Origin of the sequence: Nesterenkonia cremea (assembly GCF_014642675.1) — a bacterium.
In the GTDB taxonomy this organism is placed as follows: domain Bacteria; phylum Actinomycetota; class Actinomycetes; order Actinomycetales; family Micrococcaceae; genus Nesterenkonia; species Nesterenkonia cremea.
In genome coordinates this window covers 244,687-263,675 of record NZ_BMIS01000001.1, presented here as the reverse complement: position 1 = coordinate 263,675, position 18,989 = coordinate 244,687, and the positions used below count along the sequence as shown (strand labels likewise).

Below are 18,989 nucleotides of genomic sequence, written 5' to 3'. Positions count from 1 at the left end.
TAGGCTAACTGATTTTCGAGGAGCCCCGTCATGAGCGCACAGCACGAACCGGTCCCGCACGCCGCAGAGGCCTCCGCGGCAGGCGACGCCCACGTCACCCGCCCTCAGGAGTATGACGCCATTCTGCTCGCCGGATTCGGAGGGCCGGAAGGCCAAGAGGACGTCATACCCTTCCTGCGCAACGTTACCCGCGGCCGAGGAATCCCGGACGAGCGCCTCGAAGAAGTCGCCCACCACTACCGGCACTTCGGAGGCGTCAGCCCCATCAACGAGCAGAACCGCCGGCTGCGCGAGGCGCTGGAACAGGAGCTGCGCCGCCGCGGCGTCAGACAGCCTGTCCTCTGGGGGAACCGTAACTGGGCGCCCTATCTGGAGGACACAGTACGGGAGGCCGCCGACGCCGGACACACCCGCCTGCTGGGCCTGGCCACCAGCGCCTACAGCTCCTACTCCAGCTGCCGGCAGTACCGCGAGGACTTCGCTCGAGCCCTGATCAGCACGGGCCTGGCGGGCCGAGTGCAGATCGACAAAGTCCGGCAGTTCTTCGATGCTCCCGGCTTCGTCGAGCCCTTCGTGGAGTCTGTGGGCACGGCCGTCTCCGAACTCCGCAGCCAGGGCCTGGCGGATGACGAGATCCGAGTTCTGTTCTGCACTCACAGCATCCCGGTCGACGATGCTGAGCGCTCAGGCCCCCGCGACCAGGACTTCGGCCCGGGCGGGGCCTACGCGGCGCAGCACCAGAACGTAGCCGCACGAGTCATGGAGCGCATCCATCAGGAACACGACGAACAGAACGTTCCTGACTGGGAGGTCGTCTACCAATCTCGCTCCGGGCCGGCCTCCCAGCCCTGGCTGGAGCCGGACGTCTGCGACCGCATCGCCGAGCTTCCGGCAGAGGGTGTGCGCGCCGTCGTGGTGTCTCCGCTGGGCTTCCTCAGCGACCACATGGAAGTCATGTGGGACTTGGACGAGGAGGCCATGGAAGCCGCGCAGGAGGCTGGCCTTCAGGCAGTCCGCACTGCCACCCCTGGGGTCCACCCTGCCTTCGTCTCCGGCTTGGCAGACCTGATCGAGGAGCGGATGGCCGGAACCGAGCCGAACCGCCGGACCGCAGAGACCCCCCTGGGCCCCTGGTTCGACGTCTGCCGGCCGGGCTGCTGCGAGAACGTCCGAGCCGGCTTCAAACCGGCAGCGGCCGGCGTCGCCCCATGATCTGGTGCCGCGAGAAGCCTTGAAACACATCGAGTGGCCTGCCTGAGTCGCCGCGCAGCTGTTCTGCGCACTCAGACAGGCCACTCGACATAAGAGACGGTGGGGCGTGAGTCAGCCCGCGAAACGCTCCAGTGAGCGGTTCAGCTCAGCCTCGGCCTCTTCGCGGCCCAGCCAGCCCTCGATCTTGACCCACTTGCCGGGCTCGAGGTCCTTGTAGCGGGTGAAGAAGTGCTCGATCTCCTGCTGCATGTGCTCACCCAGGTCGGCGAGCTCCTGAATGTGGTCGAAACGCTTATCGTCCGGGACGCAGACGAGCTTGGCGTCGCCGCCGCCGTCGTCGGTCATGTTCAGCACGCCGATCGGGCGTGCCTCCACGATCACGCCGGGGATCAGGTCCACACCGGGGATGTAGACCAGGGCGTCCAGCGGGTCACCGTCCTCGCCCAGGGTGTCGTCGAAGTAGCCGTAGTGAGTGGGGTACTGCATGGGAGTGAAGAGCACGCGGTCGAGACGGAGACGGTGGGTCTCGTGGTCGATCTCGTACTTCACACGGGATCCCTCAGGGATCTCGATGGTCACGTCGCGGACAATTGCCACGGTTCCTCCTTGGATACAGGTGTCAGGCTCACTGCTCAGTGTATGACGACGACGCCGCCCCGCGCTTGTCACACGTGTCACCGCCACAATCTGCGTAGGCATTCCACGCACCCCCTCGGTATGGCCGAATCACACTCCCGCCGGTGTCCGCGGAGTAGAGTCCCAGCCATGGGCACAGCGTCAGGAGACGGAATCGAGCTGATGAGCGAGCGGCTGCGGCTGCGACTGCCCACGGAGCACGATGCGGAGTTCGTGCAGGACATGTATTCGCGGGTGGAGGTCACCCAGTTCATCGGCGCCCACGACTGGGTGGAGACCACCGCCGAGGAGGCCCTGAACCGGATCCAGCGGTACCGCGAGCGCTTGGGGCGCGGCACCGGAGTCTGGCTGATCGAAACCGTGGATACGGCCTCACCAGTGGGCTTCATCCTGATGAAGCCGATCCCCTTCTCCGCCCATGTGAAGGGCCAGCCGGAGGAGGACATCGAGATCGGGTGGCACCTGCACCCCGAAGCCTGGGGCTCCGGCTACGCCGCGGAGGCCGCAGAGCTCCTGGTCGCACATGCCCGACGGGCCGGGCACCCACGGCTGGTAGCCGTCACGAACTCTGAGAACATCGCTTCCCAGAAGGTGGCCACGCGGCTCGGCATGAGCCACCAGGGCCTCAGCGAGCGCTACTACGGAACCACCTGCGAGCTGTTCATCTTGGACCTGCGCAGCTGAGCTCAGCTGAGGCGGAGGCTGATGTCACCCAGCTCCTGCGAGCGGACTTCCACCGCGTTCTCCTTCTTCCACAGCCCTATCGGGAGTGGAACTCTGCACGAGCTGCGGAAGTGCGACATGGAATCCACTCAACTATTTCAAGAATTACGTAACTCTTGTACTCTCAACGTATGAGCACTGAGGATCGAGTCTCCGCACTGGAGGAGCGGGTCGCCGGCCTCGAGGACGCCCTGCAGCAGAGCGAGGGCGCCACATCCGGCACACAGTCCGCGGCCCCAGCACAGTCCCCCGACGCCGACGCCTTCTGGGCACTGGAAGGCCTGCGCGCTCGCACCGCCGATCCCGGTGCAGTTATGATGGTGGGCTCCGTGGAGATCCCCGCCGGCGGCGAGGTGCGCTGGCAGATGGGCGCCGGAGCCGATGAGCTCTTCTCCTCCGACTTCGCCGATCGGGCCGAGTCGCTCTCAGCCCTGGCTCATCCGGCCCGGCTGCGGATCCTGCAGCGGCTCATGACCGACGCCCAGACCGTCCAGGACTTGGCCGGCACCGGCGAGTTCGGCACCAGCGGCCAGATCTATCACCACCTGCGCCAGCTGACCTCCGCCGGCTGGCTGCGCGCCGCGGGCGGGGGCCGCTATGAGGTGCCTGCGGCCAGGGTGGTGCCGCTGCTGACCATCCTGCTGGGGGTGGACCGATGAACCGACGCAGGCTGGCCACGGTGATGACGGCCTTCGCCGTCGTCGGGGCGCTGGTGGGCGCGCTGCTGCGGCCGGGCACGGGTTCCATCGACGAGAACAGCCCGGTCCACGGCGACGCGGACCTGGCCGCCCAAGCGCTGGGGCACCTCTCCACCAACGGCATCTATGCGCTGAGCATCGCCGAGGTCAGCCCGGAGGGGACGCGCACCGCGACGATCGGCACCCCTCTGGACGGCGCCTTCGAGATCGGCTCGGTCTCCAGGCCGATCACCGGGCTGCTCTATGCCGAGGCGGTGGAGCGCGGCGAGGTCCGGCCGGAGACCACACTGAGCGAGATCTTCGAGCTCGGAGAGGCAGAAGCCGGCGAGGTGACCCTGGAGGAGCTCAGCCAGCACCGCTCAGGACTGCCGCGGCTGCCGGTCTCGCTGACCCTGCTGCTGGACTCCTACCGTTGGCTGCTGCTGGGGCATAACCCCTACCGAGAGGAGCCCGCCGACGTGGTCGAGGACCTGCGCGGCGCCTCTGTGGGCGAGAAGGACCCGGCATACTCAAATCTGGGCTTCGCCGCACTGGGCCTGGCCCTGGCAGAGACTGCGGGGATGCCCTATCCGGAGCTGGTGGAGAGCCGCCTGGCCCAGCCGCTCGGCCTGGATACCTTCTATGTCCCGGAGCATGGCGAGGGTGCTGAGCACCCTCAGGCAGTGAGCGGGCGCGCAGCGTCCGGACGCGTCCAGGCGCCCTGGGACTCCTCCGGCTACGTGTACTGACCGGGGACGTTGATCGACGGTGGAGTATTCCGCTTACCGGTCATCAGACTGGGGCGAGTGCCGCTCGGCCATGTCCGTGGCAAGCTGACGGATGCGTTCGCGGGCCGCTTCCGGGGTGAGTATCTCGATGTGGTCGCCGAACTGGAGGAGCTGACGCACTGACTCGACGTCGGGGTAGCGGACAACGACGGTGCACCACCCTTTCTCCGCGCAGGAGACCTCGTGGATGCGGGTGCCGAGAATGCGTCGTGCGAGGTCGAGTCGGCTTTCACGGAGGCGGACGGTCACGCTCACCCGACCTGGCGACTCGGTGCGTTCTTTCAGCGCCGCCCACACGGTGCGGAGGGTTTGACCTGAGCGGAGGGCGGCCGGTGCGTCGAGCAGCTTGTAGTCCGAGAGCCGTTCCAGGGCGAACAACTGGCCGGTGCCCAGGTCGTCGGCGATGAGGTACCAGCGGCCCGACTTCGCTACGAGCCCGTACGGGTCGACGATGCGGGGCGAGGCCCGCCCCTCGGTGCTGCGCCGGTACTGGATTTCCATCCGACGTCGGTGACGCAGCGCCCACGCAAGTTCGGCGACGTCCACCTCCGCCCTCGGATCTGCCAGCCACGCGCTGCTGTCCACCACAACCAGGTCAGCCAATCGCGTCAAGTTCGGGGCCCCGGACTCCCCGGCCTGACGGGCAGCGATCTTGCGCGCGGCCGTCTCATGCACCGCAGTCAGTCCGAGGCGCTCGAGATGCTCGCCGTCCAAACCAGCGACGGACAGTGCCTCCAGCTCCCCAGGTTCCAGGTGCGAGGCATTGAGCCGTGCACCGGGGAGCAAGACGATCCCGCCGTTGCGCCCCCGTTCGGCATAAACCGGCACACCTGCCATCGAGAGCGCCTCGACATCCCGCAGCACCGTCCGCCGGGACACCTCCAAACGCTCGGCGAGCTCGGTCGTGGTCATGCGCTGGCGCGTCTGCAAGAGCAGCAGGAGATGCAGCAACCTCGAAGCCTTCATGCCGACCAATCCTCGCAGAAAAGATGACAGGTCTTGTCGTGATTCGGTGGTTTGCTGATCCTGTATCGAGACCCATCAACCGGAGGAGCGCTCCATGCCCGCACCCAACCTGTTCCTGATCTACGTCAGTGACGCCGAGGCCGCCACCGCCTTCTACAGCAACCTGTTCGAGATCGAACCGACCTTCACCAGTCCCCGCTACGTGGCTTTCGAAGTTGCCCCCGGAGTCCTGTTCGCGCTGTGGACCGGCCGCAACGAGCACGCGGTCCCGAGCACCCCGCGCACGAGCGAGCTCGGGCTGATGGTGCCCGGCCCGGCGTCCGCAGTCGACGAGACCTTCACGAGTTGGGTCTCAAAGGGCGTCCACGTCGTGGAGGAGCCGCACGACGACGTCTTCGGCCGCACGTTCGTGGTTACGGACCCGGACGGCAATCTCATCCGGGTCTCCCCGGTGGACTGACCCGCACGAACCCCGCCCACTTCTTTCGCCCTCGAAGGGCCGGCCACGCCCGCTGGTCGGCCCTTCGACCTGTCCAGGAGCCCAACCATGTCACATCCGAACGCCGCCCTCACCCCACGTCACCGCCTGAAAGTCGCGCGACTCGTCGTTGACGACGGGTGGTCAATCAGCGAAGTCGCCGCCCGCTTCCAGGTGTCCTGGCCCACCGTGAAGCGCTGGGTGGGCCGCTACCTCGCCGCCGAGTCCATGCATGACCGCTCGTCGCGACCGAAGACCTCGCCGAACAAGACGCCCAAGGCCGTAACTATGCGCTGCATCAGCTTGCGGATGCGATTGAGGGAGGGCCCGGTCCAGCTAGCATCCCGGCTGGGCGTCGCACCCTCCACGGTCCACCGCATCCTCACCGCGGCGCGGCTGAGCCGGCTGTCCTACGTCGACCGTGCCACCGGGGAGCCTATTCGCGCTTACGAGCACCCCCACCCCGGCTCGCTGGTGCACGTGGACGTGAAGAAGCTAGGGAACATCCCGGACGGCGGCGGGTGGCGCTACGTCGGTCGCCGCCAAGGCGAAAAGAACCGCTCGGCCACCCCCGACAAGCCGAAGAGCAAGTGGGGCAACCCGAAGCTCGGGTACGCCTTCGTGCACACGATCATCGACGACCACTCACGCGTTGCGTACACCGAGGTACATGACGACGAGACCGCCGTCACGGCCGTCGGGGTGCTGCATCGCGCTGTGGAATGGTTCGCCGAACTCGGCGTCACGATCGAGCGGATTCTGTCCGACAACGGTGGCGCCTACCGGTCCTTCCTGTGGCGCGACACCTGTGAGGCCCTCGCCATCACACCGAAGCGCACGCGCCCATACCGGCCGCAGACAAACGGAAAGGTCGAGAGATTCCATCGGACGATGGCCGACGGCTGGGCCTATGCCCACTGCTACCAGTCAGAGCAAGAGCGCCGGGACGCGCTCAAGGCGTGGCTGCACCACTACAACCACCATCGGCCCCACACTGCCTGCGCCAATCAGCCGCCCTTCGCACGATTGATCAACGTGTCCGGTCAATACAGCTACGCACCGGCCGGGGGCGTGCGCGCCGATGCGGAATCCATGGCCACCCTGGCCCAGGCGCTGCTGGCGGAGGAGGCACCGGGGCCCTCCGCCCTGGAGCCGGCCGCTGAGTACGACGAAGCCAACCAGATCGGCGCCGGCTGGCTCAGCCGCGAGGAGCACGGGCGCGAGATCACCTGGCACAACGGGCAGACCGGCGGGTTCTCCACCTCACGGGGAAGTACACCTAGACCGCGAGAGCGGCACTGCCGTGTTCATCTCCGCCGCCTCGGACCGACCCGTGGACGACGCGGGCCGAGCCCTCCTGCTGGAGGCAGGACGGAGCAGCGATGCCTGAGGCCCCGACGATCGTTGCCGCCATCCTCTGGGCGGCCACCATGCTGGATCTGCTCTCCGCGGCGTGGAAAGGCACGGACCGGTCGGGGCTGATCACCGCCGCTCTCTTCGCGCTCTTCGGACTTCTCGCCGCCCGCGCGCTGCTGCCCGCCGAGCCATGGGCGGCCTGGGGCTGGGCAGCCGCGACTGCTTCCTACTCTGCAGTGCTGGGACGGGCGGTTCTGCAGGGATGGGATCTGCCCTGGTTCCGGGCTGAGGCCGGACGCTGGGCCAAGGCCAGCAGTGTGACCTGGGGCGCCGTCGTCGTCGCACTGATCGCAGGAGTGCTCTGGTCGCTCCGCTGAGCCGCGGGTTGCGTGACCAGACCACCGGCTCAGGGCCACACCGGCGGACTTCCACCACGTCTGCCCTCTTCCACAGTCCTATCGGCCATGGAACTCTGCACGAGCGGTGGAGGTCCGCAGCGGTCACATCCTCACTCGGGCAGGCGGAGCCCGACGCCGAGCTGGCGGGCCAGGGTGGCCGCGGCCGCCTTGGTGCGTGCCTCCACGCTGCGCCGCGGCACCCCGGACTCGGGGAAGATCCGGTTGATCACGAGCTCGCCGTCCTTGCGCCACAGGTCCACACGGCCGATCAGCCGCTCCCCGGAGAGCACACCCATCACGTAGTGCCCATAGACGCGCTTGGCCTTCGGCACATAGGCCTCGAAGGTGTAGTCGAAGCCGAAGATGCGCAGGGCGCGGCGGCGGTCGCGCAGCAGCGGGTCGAAGGGCCCGATCAGCCGCGCCTGCTGCACGGGTCCCAACCCTCGGGAATCTGTCTCTGCCAGCCCATCAGCCGCTGAATCGAGCAGCTCCGGCAGGCAGTAGGCCGTCTCCCGCCATCCCTGAACCTGGACCGGGACCAGCCCGGCCAGCTCGATGCCGCAGGCGGCGTCGGCCCTGCTCAGGTGATAATGATGGGCAAAGTCGCCCACAGTCATCACCGTCAGCGCTCGGGAGGCACGGCGGGCCAGCCCGGCCCGCAGCTCATCGGCCGGCAGGTGCTCCGCCTCGCGCAGACTGGATGGCAAGGCGCGCTCGGGCAGATCGAACAGACGCACGACGCCGTCGCGTGCAGTGATCACCAAGTCCCCGGTGCGGACCATCAGCTCGGCGGCCTGCTTGATCTCCGACCAGTTCCAGCCGGTGGTCCGGGCGCTGCCCAAGGCAGCCTCGATGGTGCCGACCTGGACACCCCGAGAGCCCTGTGCGACCACCTCGCGGATCTGCTCGGCGATACCGGGGTCAAGCTTCGACCCTGTCGTCTCCCACACCGTCCGGCGGCGCAGCTGCAGCAGCGGCCAGTCCTCCAGCGGGAAGACGCAGGCGACTTTGGTGAAGGCCTCGAAGGAGACCGGCTCGGCCGGTGAGTCGGGGCCGGCGGGCCAGATGGCGGCGTCGACGTCCTCCGCCCGCGCCGAGCGCGGCAGCCGAGTCAGCGAGGTGAGCCGCTGCGCAGTGGAGACCCGGGTGAGCGGGTCCAGCTGGATGAGGCCCAGGCCGCGGAGCACGGCGCCGGCGTCGTCGTAGTGCCCGGGCCCTGCCGGAGCCGGGATCTGCTGGTTCTGCGCCACCGCCGCACGCACCCAGTCCTGAGTCACCTCAACCATGCGCCCAGCCTATCCCCGCCCCCTGCAGCAACGGTTGCCTAAGATCTGAAGGATGGAGCAGCATCGGGAGCCGCAGCGGAGACGCCACACCCTCGCGGAGGAGGCGGTCGGCGTCGGGACGCTCCTGCTGCTCTGCGCCGTTGCAGCCTATGGGTGGAACGTCATTGGGCCGGATGACCCCCTCTATGCGGTCATGATCGCCTGCGGAACCTTCGGACTGGGGCCATGGATCGGGAAACCCTTGGAGCACCGGGCACCCGGAGGCTGGTTCCGGGCGCACCCGGTGGAGAGGCGGCCGCTGCGTCTGCTGGGCGTCCCCGCGTTCGGCCGTCTGCTCGAAGCTTCCGGGTGGAACCGCATGGTGGTCGATCCGATGCGGGACTTCGGCGGGTCACTCAGCGACCTGCCCAATCTGGAGCGGCATCTGCGCGGAACGATGAGCGCCCACGGCGTCGGCTTCCTCGTCCACCTGCTCCTGAGCCTGGCTGCCGCCGCAGCCGGCCACTCGGTCGGCGCGCTGTGGCTCCTGCTGCCAGGCGTGGTCCTGCACCTCTACCCCACGCTGCTCCAACGGTGGATCTCCCTGCGCATCCGCCCCCTCCGGTGCCGTGGGTGACCCGAGAGTCCCAGGGCACGAAAAAGGGGCCGCCGGCAGTGCCGACGGCCCCTCTCTCAAACTCACCGCTCGTGGTGAGGCTACTGCGGATCAGACCTGCATGGAGGGCTTCTCCGGTTTCACGCCTTCAGGAGTCTGGGTCATATCCGACTCCAGCGTCCGGCGCCTGAAGTATTGATTGCCGGTGGCCCATGCACCGAGGGCCACGCAGAGCCAACCGATGAGCACGCCGGCCACGCTGTCCACCAGGTAGTGCCAGCCGAAGTACAGGGTGGCGACGAAGGTCAGGCCGAAGAAGATCCAGCCCGCCCAGCGGATGACCGCACTGCGCACGGTCTTGTGGGCGAACAGCGCCATGGTGAAGGTCACCGAGCAGTGCAGGGAGGCGAAGGCCGCCACACCATGGATGACATCTGCCGCGGCCGGATCCGCCAGGAACTCCATACGGTTGTTCCAGAGCGCATCCTGCAGAGCAGCCGTGCTGGTCTCCGGCAGGGCCCCATAGGCGTAGTTGGTGCCCTCGTAGTAGATGGGCCCGACGGCGGGCAGCATGTAGTAGCTGAGAGTGCCGATGACCCAGTTCAGGCTCATCGCGGTGACGTACCAGGCCCCCACCCGCAGATCGCGGCTGAAGACCAGGACCACACCGAGGCTGATCGGGATCAGCGGCAGGTAGACCAGGTAGACCCAGGAGAGCACCGCGGCGCTCACCCCGACGCCAAACATGTCCTGCAGGACGAAGGCGGGGTTCACTCCGCCGAAGAGGAACTGATCCAGAGCGGCCAGCTCAGTGTCCCAGATGACCTCATTGGTGTAGATCGGCAGGACGCTCTTGAGGTTCCGGTAGCCCACGTAGCAGACGTAGAACGCGAGCATGCCGGTGGCGATGTAGAGGACGCGCTTGAGCGTCCACTCGTACTTCACGACTTCGATCATCCCGCGTGGGATCTCCCGCCAGCCACGACGGCGGATGGCAGCGGGGATGAGCCCGGCGAGGAACATCAGGATGCCGAGCATGGGCAGACGGACGTAGGCAGGGCCGAGGAAACCTTCGGGATCGCGCAGTCCGACGCCGGTATGGATCGACGCCGCGATGGCGAGCACACCCGTCACGATCGAGATGATGACGATGAAGGTGTAGGGCCACGAGCGGAGAAACTTCATCCGAAAATTGTATGGCCATTTCATGATATTTGGGTAAACATTCCCATCAGAGCTCCATCACATGAAGGTTACGATTCAGCCCCTCCAGCGGTACCGATGCTCTGGGCGGCCCGCCTGACCATAGCGAAGCTCCAGGTCAGCGCGCCCTTCTGCGCAGTGATGTTCCAGATATCGCCGCGCTGTGACTCTTGCCACACCGGTGCGCTCAGAAACCTCCGACGCCGACAGGTCAGCCCCTGCCACGCGCAGCGCCTCGGCCACGAGATCCGCTGTGGCTGCGGTCAGGCCCTTGGGCAGCACAGCACCTCCGGACTGAGGGCGCAGCAGCCCGAGCAGGCTGTCCACGTCGTTCTGGGTGGCATCCCCGCCCATCCGATCCAGCTTCTTCTGCGCAGCGGCATAGCGCTCCAGCTGCTCACGCAGCGAGGCGAGCGGGAAGGGCTTGAGCAGATAGTAGACCGCCCCGTTGTGCAGTGCGGCGCGGACGTGTTCGACATTGCGCAGCGCAGTGATCACCAGAACATCCACCAACCCCTCCTTCGCCTCAGCGCGCGGGCCCCGCAGCTCCTTGAGCACCTCCATGCCGGAGGCATCGGGCAGGAAGAGGTCCAGCAGCACCAGGTCAGGACGATGCCGGCGGACTGCGGCGAGCGCTTCGCCGGCGGTATGGGCACGGGCCACCGCTTCGAAACCACGCATGGAATCAACCAGCTCACAGTGATTCTGCGCCACGCGGACGTCGTCATCGACGATCAGCACCCTGATCGGATCTGCGCCGCTCCCGACGCCGGCCGCAGTCGCAGTCATCGCCGCACCTCCTCAGGCGCCGCGGAACCTTCAGCCCCAGCAGAACCGCCGAAACGCGCAGAGCCCGGCTCATCGACCACCGGGATATGCGCGGTGAACACGGTGCGCTCCTCAGTCTCCACCTCGACCGCTCCTCCCCATCGACGGCATGCCTGACGGACCAGCGCCAACCCGAGCCCGCGCCGGTCGCTGCCCGGCAGGCCTTTGGTGCTGTACCCGGCGGCGAAGATCTGCTCGATCTCCTCCGGCGCCACTCCGGGGCCGGAGTCGGTGACCCGAACTTCGATCAGCTCGCCGCCGTCGTCGTCACCGGCATCCTGCATGATCACCCCGTGACGGCGCACCATCAGCTCCACCCAGTGGCCGTCGCCGGTGGCCTCCAGGGCGTTGTCCATCAGGTTGCCGACGATCAGCAGCAGGTCATCGCGCAGCCTCCCCTCCACTTCGCCCAGCTGACTCATCGGTGAGACCTCGAAGGAGGTGCCCTGCTCGGAGGCCTGGACCGATTTGGCCAGGATCAGCGCCCCCAGGGTCACATCGCCGATCCGTTCTGAGACCTCGGCATTGGCCCGGATGGTCGCCGCAGAGAGCTCGTTCAGATACTCGCGGGCACGCTCCACAGCGCCGAGCTCCAGCATCCCGGCCACTGTGTGGATGCGGTTGGCGAACTCATGCCGCTGGGCGCGCAGCCCGCGGGTGACCGTGCGGGCGCCGTCGAGCTCGCCGGTGAGCTGGGTGAGCACCGTCTGATCCCGCAGCGTGATGACCGCGCCGCCCTCGGCGTCCCGCAGCCGCACAGGCCTGCGGCTACACACCAGCACCCGGTCCCCGACGGCGATCAGCTCATCGCTGGCCGGGCCCGCACCGGCCAGCAGCCGGTGGGCCTCCGCCGGCAGCTCAGTCTGCTCGGGCCGCCTGCCGATATCCGCCTCGCCCAGCCCGAGCAGCTCGCGGGCCGCGGCGTTGGCCAGCACGATCCGCCCGGCATGGTCCACCGCGACCACGCCCTCGCTGATGGCATAGAGCAGGGCCTCTCGGCTGTCGAGCAGCTCGGTGATCTCTTGGGGCTCCAGCCCGTGGGTGCGGGAGCGGATCCGCCGGGAGATGACATAGGCGCCCACACCGCCCAGCAGCAGAGCTGTGGCCAGAGTCCCGAGAATCACCGGCAGAGCCTCGGCGATGACTCCGTCGATGTCTGAGGTGAGGATGCCGACGGAGACATAGCCGATGATCTCGCCGTCCTCGCCGGACACCGGGGCTCGGGCGCGCAGCGTCAGTCCGGCCGGTCCGCGCTCCTCCCCGGTCCAGAGCTCACCGGCGAGCACGGGAGAGGGGTCGGTCTGCGTGGGTTCGCCGATGGCGCTCTCCACCGGGTGGGAGTGCCGGATGCCCTGGTCATCGGCGACCACGATGTATTCGAAGTCGGAAGCCTCCCGCATCGCCTCGGCCATCGGGGCCAGCGGCTCCGCCGGATCCTCGGCTGCCAGCCCCTCCTGGACGGCGGGCATGGCGGCCACCGACTGCGCCATCGTCATGGCCCGCTCGGCTCCGTCCTCCTGGACCACCCGCTGGTGGTGGATGAACCACAGCACGCCCACCACTGCCACGGCGGCGGCCAGCAGCACCGTGTTGAGCAGGAAGAGGTAGCGGGTCAGCGAAAGTCGCATCCTGCCATTGTGCCCCAACGTGACGTGACCAATATGACCATTATCACTGCAGTGCACTTAATGAGGTGACTCGCGTCACGGGAGCCCCAGAGTGGATGTGGCCCGGACCACGGGCAGCCCTGTCACCTCTGGAGGAAGAATGCTCAGCCTCATCGGACTGGCGGTCATCGCCTGTATGACCACACTGCTGATCCTGGGACGGATCTCCCCGGTCGTCGGCCTCACCCTCATCCCGATCGTGGGTGCGCTGATCGCCGGATTCACCCCGGGCGAGATCAGCGACTTCTTCGAGACCGGACTGAGTTCGGTGATGGACGTGGCGGTGATGCTGATCTTCGCCATCATCTTCTTCGGGATCATGAACGACGTCGGCCTGTTCAACCCGCTGATCACGCTGACAGTGCGGCTGACCAGGGGAAACATCGTGGCCGTGGCAGTAGGCACCGTCCTGTTGGCGGCCGTGTGCCACCTCGACGGCGCCGGTGCCTCCACCTTCCTGATCACCATCCCCGCGCTGCTTCCGCTGTATCAGCGCCTGGGCATGAGCCCCTATCTGCTCCTGCTGCTGGTCTGCACCAGCATGGGCATCCTGAACATGCTGCCCTGGGGCGGCCCCGTCGGCCGCTCAGCCGCCGCACTGGACCTGGACCCTGTGGGCATCTGGCGGGACCTGATTCCGGTGCAGGCCATCAGCATGGTGATGTTGGTGGGCATGGCGGTGCTGCTGGGCATCCGGGAGAAGCACCGCGTGGAGCGCCGCCAGGCCGCCCTGGTCGCCGCCGGGGAAGCCGGAGATCACCACGCCGGAGCCTCCTCCGAGAACGGAGCCGGCTGGGCCTCGGGAACCGAGGAGCCGGCCACCGCCTCTCGGGCGAAGATGTGGGTCAACGCCGCACTGGTGTTCGTGGTGATGGGCCTGCTGGTGGCCGAGGTGGTGCCCCCGGCGCTGTGCTTCCTGATCGCACTGTGCGCAGCGCTGATGATCAACTACCCCAAGGTCTCCGACCAGATGGAGCGGATCCGCGCCCACGGCGGCGCAGCCCTGGGCACCGGTGCCATCATCTTCGCCGCAGCCTGCTTCCTGGGCATCATGCAGGAGTCCGGCATGCTGGAGTCCCTGGCCTCGGATTCGGTGGGCCTGCTGCCGGAGTCCGCAGTCCCCTACCTGCACCTGATCGTGGGCATCCTGGGACTGCCGCTGGAGCTGGTGCTGAGCACCGATGCCCACTACTTCGCCCTGCTGCCGCTGGTGGAGAGCATCGCCACCGAGGCCGGCGTCGGGACGCTGGCGGTGACCTATACGGTGATCGTGGGCAATGTGATCGGCACCTACATCAGCCCGTTCAACGCCTCGCTGTGGCTGGGCCTGGGGCTGGCCGGTGCCGATATCGGCAAGCACATCCGGTACTCCTTCTTCCCGATGTGGATCTTCAGCGTGGCCGTGCTGCTGGTCTCACTGGCGGTGGGCGCCATCCCCTGGAGCTGACCCCAGACCGCCGGGGTGAGCTCCGACCTGCCGCACCTCGGTATGATCAGTCCGCCCCTGCCGCGAAGAACCCAGCCAAAGCTTCGCTTCCGGAGACCGACACTGGCCACTCCGGCCGGATCAGATCGGCTGCGGCCAAGCAGTAGGTCTCTTCGATGGCCGGCGCCTCTTCGTGGGCGTCTGTGACCCGGCGAACGCCGGTGACCTCATAGCCCAACCCGAGCGAGACCGCCCTGGAACGCCCATTCCACCGGTATGCAGCCGACTCAGCATATTCGGCGCCGAAATGGTCGAAGGCCCACAACAGCATTGCCGCCCGCATCTCGCGGCCGTATCCCTGGCCCTGCTCGTCCGCACGCAACCAGCTGCCGGAGGTGACCGTGCGCAGGACCTGCCAGTCGGCCGCAGAACAGTCCTGCATTCCGATCAGCCGCTCCGCCCCAGACCCGCCGTCAGCGTTGTCCTTGAGGAAGACTCCGAGCATCAGATACCAATCGTCCGGACCGATCCGGCTTCGGGTGGACCACAGCCACGGCAGAGAGCTGCGCACCAGCTCGCCCGGCGGCTTCTCATTCCAGGCGACGGCGAAAGGGTTGCTCTCAGTCCGGGTCACTCCGGACGTCGCAGCGGCCACGTACTGCGGATAATCGGTTTCGCGAATCACACGCAGCACCAGCCGCGGGCTCTCGATCCGCAGCCCGAAGGGCGGCCAGACCTCCTCCAGAGTCTGGGCGGGGTCATCGGGCCGGATGGTGAAGTCGACGGAACAGGGGGCTCGCTCTGCCATACCCAGACCATAGCCACATCCTGAGAACCCTGCATTCCCATCAGGCTCAGAGGCATGCCTTCGTCATCGTCTTCCGTGGAGCCATCGGCTGATCTCAGGACACTCGGAACTCCAGCCCGTAGTTGTTCAGCAGGGTCGGGAGGCTGCCCGGGGTGAGCTCATGGGAGGCCAGCTCCACCGTGTGATCACCCACCAGATGAGACAGGAAGCTGCTGGTCAGCATCAGGACCAGGTGCCGGCCGGGGCAGATGCCGGTGCCCATGGAGAAGGGCATGAGCGGCCACTCGTCCCGGCCGCGCGGCCGATCCCAGATCTCCGGGGCGAAGTGATGCGCGAACTCCAGGTGCCGCTCGTCGCGGTGGAAGTATGGGGCGAAGATCAGCGTGGAGGTGCCTGCCGGCAGCACCCCACATTCGAACTCCACCTCCATCGTGGTCTGGCGCAGGATCATCGGCGTGGTCGCCCACAGCCGCAGCGATTCCAGCACCGAGGCCCGCAGCAGCCGCAGCTCCGGCACTGCAGCGCCGGCCTCCTGACTGACCTGCAGCCGGGCGGCGTCGAGACGGTCCGGATGCGCGGCCAGCAGGGCCAGCGCACGGAAAGTGGCCATACCGGCCGGATCGAAGGCGAAGAGCCACTGCGGCACCTGATTCTCCGGCTCGGCGGCATCGGACCAGGCTCCTGAACCCGCATCGCCGGCGTCGTGGCCTCCATGGATCTCTGCCATATGGGCGGCCAGGCTGCCGGGCTCGGCCTGCTCCAGGGCCTGGCGGATTCCCGACATCAGCTCCTCGCGCTGCCCCTTGGGAACCGGCTTCAGGAAGGCCCAGTTGCCGAAGGAGCGCAGGCTCTCCATCAGCTCGGTGAACTCGGCCTCATCAGCCCAGGAATCCCCGAGCACCACGCGCCGGACCACCCGCTGCCAGGCGGTATGGAACTCATCCCAGGCCAGCCGGCCGCCCTCGCCGCGCACCTGCTCCAGCAGCCGCTCGGCCTCCTGCTGCACCACCGGCATGAACTGGGCGGCCGCGTGATGGATGGGGTGGCCGTGGCCCAGGACCTCCTCATTGAGGCGACGCCGCTCAGCCCGCTCCGCCCCATGGGAGATCAGCGAGACCTTGGGCTCGAAATGCTTCAGCGCACTCTTCTTCAGCGCCTCCCCGGGCGCGAAGGGCTCCGGCGTCTCATCCAGCACCCGGTGGCAGTGCTCGGGGTCCAGCACCATCGCCATCCTCTTCCCCGGCAGATTCAGCAGCATCGGCCCGCGCCCGTACTTCTCCGAGAGCTTCTGCATCCGCTTCACCGCCCGGGCCTCCAGCCCGAAGCGCTCGACGCCGGCCACCACCTGCGGCCTGCGGATGATCGGCCCCTTGGCCATCATGGGCAGCTCCACATCCCGCAGCACCTGAGCCGTCTCCAGCGCCGTCAGCCGCGGCAGGGGGTTCTGAACGCTCGTGGGCCCGTCGTCCAAGGCCGGGCCGGTCACCGCATGCTGGCCCTCGGGGATCTCGCGACTGCCGTCGGGGATGTGCTGCTGGGGCTGGGAACGCTGCGTCATCGCACTGCACCTTCTTCGTCCGGTTCTGCACTCATCTCACTGCTGATCCCAGGCTATGCGCGCGAGAGGACAGAGGAACAGGCCCTGAGGTTCAGATGAGATGAGCAGATGCAGGTCAGGACGGCAGAGCAGCAGATCGTGCAGCGCACCGACCACGCTGAGCCGAGATCGCGGCCCACAGAGCATTCGCGGCGATCCCGACGACGGCGGCGACCACCAGGGACAGAGGTTCACATAGTGTGACCGTCGCGTCGCGGATGCCGGAACACTGTGTTGCACGTAACATGATGGACATCACTTCAGCAGCCCGCGCACCCGAGGAGACCGCATGAACTCCCTGATCCTGGCCATCATCGGCATCGCCATGATGGCCGCAGGCTATATCTTGTATTCGAAGTTCCTGGCCAAGCGGGTCTACAAGCTCAACGCCGAGTTCAAGACCCCCGCCCACGAGTTCAACGACGGTGTGGACTACGTCCCCACCAATCGCTATATCCTCTGGGGCCACCACTTCACCTCAGTGGCAGGTGCCGCCCCCATCGTGGGCCCCGCCGTGGCCGTGATCTGGGGCTGGCTTCCGGCGTTCCTCTGGGTCACCATCGGCACCATCTTCATCGCCGGCATGCATGACCTGGGCGCGCTCTGGGCCTCCCAGCGCAATAAGGGCCAGTCCATCGGCACCCTCTCCGGGCGCTATATCGGCCCGCGCGGACGCAATCTCTTCCTGGTGGTCGTCTTCCTGCTGCTGCTCATGGTGGTCTGCGCCTTCGGCGTGGTCATCTCCGACCTGCTGGTCTCCCAGCCGGGTGCGGTGATCCCTGTCTGGGGCGCCCTGGTGGTCGCCCTTCTGGTAGGCCAGGCGATCTACCGCCTGCGGATGAACCTGCTGCTGGTGACCGCGCTCGGCGTCGGCGCCCTCTACGGGCTGATCATCCTGGGCAACGCCTACCCGATCACCCTGCCGGATGAGTTCCTCGGGCTGAACCCCAACGGTCAGTGGATCGTGCTGCTGTTCATCTACGCCGGAATCGCTTCACTGTTGCCGGTATGGGTTCTGCTGCAGCCGCGCGACTACATCAACGGCATCCAGCTCTTCGTGGGCCTGGGCATCCTCTACGGCGCCGTGCTGATCGCGACGCCGACCATCGTGGCCCCGGCCTTCAACGAGAACGTCCCCGAGGGCACCCCCTCGATCGTCCCACTGCTGTTCGTGACCATCGCCTGCGGTGCGATCTCCGGGTTCCACGGCACGGTGGCCACCGGCACCACCTCCAAGCAGCTGGACCGGGAGACCGACGCGAAGTTCGTCGGCTACTTCGGCGCCGTGGGCGAGGGTCTGCTGGCCTTGGGCGCGATCATCGCCACCACCGCCGGCTTCCAGACCCTCGCCGACTGGGAAGAGATCTACCACGAGTTCCAGGCCGGCGGCGTGCCCGCCTTCGTCGAGGGCGGCGGCGCCATCGTCAACACCGGCCTGGGCATCCCCACCGGCCTCTCCGCGACCATCCTGGCCACCATGGCGGTGCTCTTCGCCGCCACCACGATGGACACCGGCGTGCGCCTGATGCGCTTTGTGGTCCAGGAGATCGGCGAGATGGCCAAGGTCCGGATCAACATCTGGGCCGCCACTGTGGTGGCCGTGGTCATCGCCGCGGGCCTGACCTTCTCCCAGGGCGCCGACGGCTCCGGCGGCATGCTCATCTGGCCGCTGTTCGGCACCACCAACCAACTGCTGGCCGCTCTGACCATGGGCATCATCACCGTGATGCTCATCCGGAAGTCCCGCCCGATCCTGCCGGTGCTCATCCCCATGGCCTTCGTGCTGGTGATGAGCCTCTACGCCGCGCTGGTCCAGGTCTTCGGCTTCTACGAGGACGGCGAATGGCTGCTCTTCACCCTCAACGTCATCATCCTGGTGGCCGGCTCCTGGGTGCTGGTGGAGTCCATCATCGCCATGCTCGCCGCCCGGAAGGCAGAGAAGGAGCCCGACGACGCCGAGCTGCTCACGGCGGATCAGAAGCTTCCGCTGGACTGAGCTGACTCAGCGCTGGGGTGAGCTCACCCACCACTGAGCTGCACCCGACGACGGAGCGAGCACCTGATGGAGCTGCTGAAGCGCGTGAATGCGGGGCTGCGTGAGTTCTACGCGGCCCCGCATCGGCGCGCCTTCGCCCGGGCCCAACGCGATGAGGAGGACCTGTTCATGATGCTGGTCCTCTCCGAGGCCCTGGGCGTACCGAACCCCGCCTCAGGGGCCACTCTGGAGCTGCTGCCGGAGATGCTGGACCGCATGCACGACTGGCATATCCGCCAGGGCTTGGAGCAGTCCCCTCTCGACGGGCTGAGCTGCTGCTGAGAAGAAGGTCCACCATCCCCGACGTTGA

The 18,989-nt window shown here is 67.4% G+C and carries 18 protein-coding genes and 1 pseudogene; 11 read left to right on the top strand and 8 right to left on the bottom strand.

Annotated features, from left to right (window positions below):
• The first annotated feature begins 30 nt into the window (after nucleotides 1–30).
• Entirely contained in the window at nucleotides 31–1,212 is a 1,182-nt protein-coding gene (locus IEW85_RS01215) for a ferrochelatase (protein ID WP_188682151.1), read from the top strand.
• A 111-nt stretch (nucleotides 1,213–1,323) separates the two neighbouring features.
• On the opposite strand, the gene IEW85_RS01210 is transcribed toward IEW85_RS01215, so the two are convergent.
• Entirely contained in the window at nucleotides 1,324–1,803 is a 480-nt protein-coding gene (locus tag IEW85_RS01210; RefSeq protein WP_188682478.1) for an inorganic diphosphatase, read from the bottom strand.
• Nucleotides 1,804–1,977: 174 nt separating this feature from the next.
• On the opposite strand from IEW85_RS01210, the gene IEW85_RS01205 reads away from it, so the two are divergent.
• From IEW85_RS01205 to IEW85_RS01195, 3 genes are all read left to right on the top strand, one after another.
• Nucleotides 1,978–2,532, top strand: coding sequence for a GNAT family N-acetyltransferase (locus IEW85_RS01205; RefSeq protein ID WP_188682150.1), 555 nt, complete (start codon nucleotides 1,978–1,980; stop codon nucleotides 2,530–2,532).
• Nucleotides 2,533–2,702: 170 nt separating this feature from the next.
• Entirely contained in the window at nucleotides 2,703–3,230 is a 528-nt protein-coding gene (locus tag IEW85_RS01200; protein ID WP_188682149.1) for an ArsR/SmtB family transcription factor, read from the top strand.
• A complete protein-coding gene (locus IEW85_RS01195) occupies nucleotides 3,227–3,997 on the top strand; it encodes a serine hydrolase domain-containing protein (RefSeq protein WP_188682148.1) in 771 nt (256 codons plus the stop codon). Before IEW85_RS01200 ends, IEW85_RS01195 begins: the two co-directional genes overlap by 4 nt.
• Before the next feature lie 33 nt (nucleotides 3,998–4,030).
• Here IEW85_RS01195 and IEW85_RS01190 read toward each other — a convergent pair whose 3' ends face one another.
• Nucleotides 4,031–5,002: a helix-turn-helix transcriptional regulator gene (locus IEW85_RS01190; protein ID WP_183358715.1), complete on the bottom strand. Its 972-nt coding sequence runs from the start codon at nucleotides 5,000–5,002 to the stop codon at nucleotides 4,031–4,033.
• Nucleotides 5,003–5,096: 94 nt separating this feature from the next.
• Here IEW85_RS01190 and IEW85_RS01185 point away from each other — a divergent pair, with 94 nt between their 5' ends.
• From IEW85_RS01185 to IEW85_RS01175, 3 genes and pseudogenes are all read left to right on the top strand, one after another.
• Nucleotides 5,097–5,462 (top strand): VOC family protein, encoded by a 366-nt coding sequence (locus IEW85_RS01185; protein ID WP_183358714.1) that lies wholly within the window; start codon nucleotides 5,097–5,099, stop codon nucleotides 5,460–5,462.
• Between the two features lie 87 nt (nucleotides 5,463–5,549).
• Nucleotides 5,550–6,530, top strand: a pseudogene (locus tag IEW85_RS01180) (IS481 family transposase); the annotation flags it as partial.
• A gap of 332 nt (nucleotides 6,531–6,862) precedes the next feature.
• Entirely contained in the window at nucleotides 6,863–7,213 is a 351-nt protein-coding gene (locus IEW85_RS01175; protein WP_188682147.1) for a hypothetical protein, read from the top strand.
• Nucleotides 7,214–7,344: 131 nt separating this feature from the next.
• Here IEW85_RS01175 and IEW85_RS01170 read toward each other — a convergent pair whose 3' ends face one another.
• On the bottom strand, nucleotides 7,345–8,520 hold the full coding sequence (locus tag IEW85_RS01170; RefSeq protein ID WP_188682146.1) for a DNA glycosylase AlkZ-like family protein: 1,176 nt from the start codon (nucleotides 8,518–8,520) through the stop codon (nucleotides 7,345–7,347).
• A gap of 52 nt (nucleotides 8,521–8,572) precedes the next feature.
• Between IEW85_RS01170 and IEW85_RS01165 the strand changes: the two genes are divergently transcribed.
• Nucleotides 8,573–9,136 carry a hypothetical protein gene (locus IEW85_RS01165; RefSeq protein WP_188682145.1) on the top strand — a complete coding sequence of 188 codons (564 nt, stop codon included), beginning with the start codon at nucleotides 8,573–8,575 and terminating at the stop codon, nucleotides 9,134–9,136.
• A 90-nt stretch (nucleotides 9,137–9,226) separates the two neighbouring features.
• On the opposite strand, the gene IEW85_RS01160 is transcribed toward IEW85_RS01165, so the two are convergent.
• The 3 genes from IEW85_RS01160 to IEW85_RS01150 form a co-directional block, all read right to left on the bottom strand.
• Complete coding sequence (locus IEW85_RS01160; RefSeq protein ID WP_188682144.1) at nucleotides 9,227–10,300, bottom strand: phosphatase PAP2 family protein; 1,074 nt, start codon at nucleotides 10,298–10,300, stop codon at nucleotides 9,227–9,229.
• Between the two features lie 75 nt (nucleotides 10,301–10,375).
• Nucleotides 10,376–11,107 carry a response regulator gene (locus tag IEW85_RS01155; protein WP_188682143.1) on the bottom strand — a complete coding sequence of 244 codons (732 nt, stop codon included), beginning with the start codon at nucleotides 11,105–11,107 and terminating at the stop codon, nucleotides 10,376–10,378.
• The gene (locus IEW85_RS01150; protein ID WP_188682142.1) at nucleotides 11,104–12,774 is read right to left on the bottom strand and encodes an ATP-binding protein; all 1,671 of its coding nucleotides are present in this window, start codon (nucleotides 12,772–12,774) and stop codon (nucleotides 11,104–11,106) included. Before IEW85_RS01150 ends, IEW85_RS01155 begins: the two co-directional genes overlap by 4 nt.
• A 139-nt stretch (nucleotides 12,775–12,913) precedes the next feature.
• On the opposite strand from IEW85_RS01150, the gene IEW85_RS01145 reads away from it, so the two are divergent.
• Nucleotides 12,914–14,260 (top strand): CitMHS family transporter, encoded by a 1,347-nt coding sequence (locus IEW85_RS01145; RefSeq protein ID WP_188682141.1) that lies wholly within the window; start codon nucleotides 12,914–12,916, stop codon nucleotides 14,258–14,260.
• A 46-nt stretch (nucleotides 14,261–14,306) separates the two neighbouring features.
• Here the strand turns inward: IEW85_RS01145 and IEW85_RS01140 are convergent, their stop codons facing one another.
• Nucleotides 14,307–15,047, bottom strand: a complete 741-nt coding sequence (locus IEW85_RS01140; RefSeq protein WP_188682140.1) for a GNAT family N-acetyltransferase — start codon at nucleotides 15,045–15,047, stop codon at nucleotides 14,307–14,309.
• Between the two features lie 94 nt (nucleotides 15,048–15,141).
• On the bottom strand, nucleotides 15,142–16,605 hold the full coding sequence (locus IEW85_RS01135; RefSeq protein ID WP_188682139.1) for a cytochrome P450: 1,464 nt from the start codon (nucleotides 16,603–16,605) through the stop codon (nucleotides 15,142–15,144).
• A 328-nt stretch (nucleotides 16,606–16,933) separates the two neighbouring features.
• On the opposite strand from IEW85_RS01135, the gene IEW85_RS01130 reads away from it, so the two are divergent.
• Both IEW85_RS01130 and IEW85_RS01125 read left to right on the top strand, forming a co-directional pair.
• Nucleotides 16,934–18,640, top strand: a complete 1,707-nt coding sequence (locus IEW85_RS01130; protein WP_188682138.1) for a carbon starvation CstA family protein — start codon at nucleotides 16,934–16,936, stop codon at nucleotides 18,638–18,640.
• 66 nt (nucleotides 18,641–18,706) lie between these two features.
• A complete protein-coding gene (locus IEW85_RS01125; protein WP_188682137.1) occupies nucleotides 18,707–18,961 on the top strand; it encodes a cory-CC-star protein in 255 nt (84 codons plus the stop codon).
• Nucleotides 18,962–18,989 lie beyond the last annotated feature (28 nt).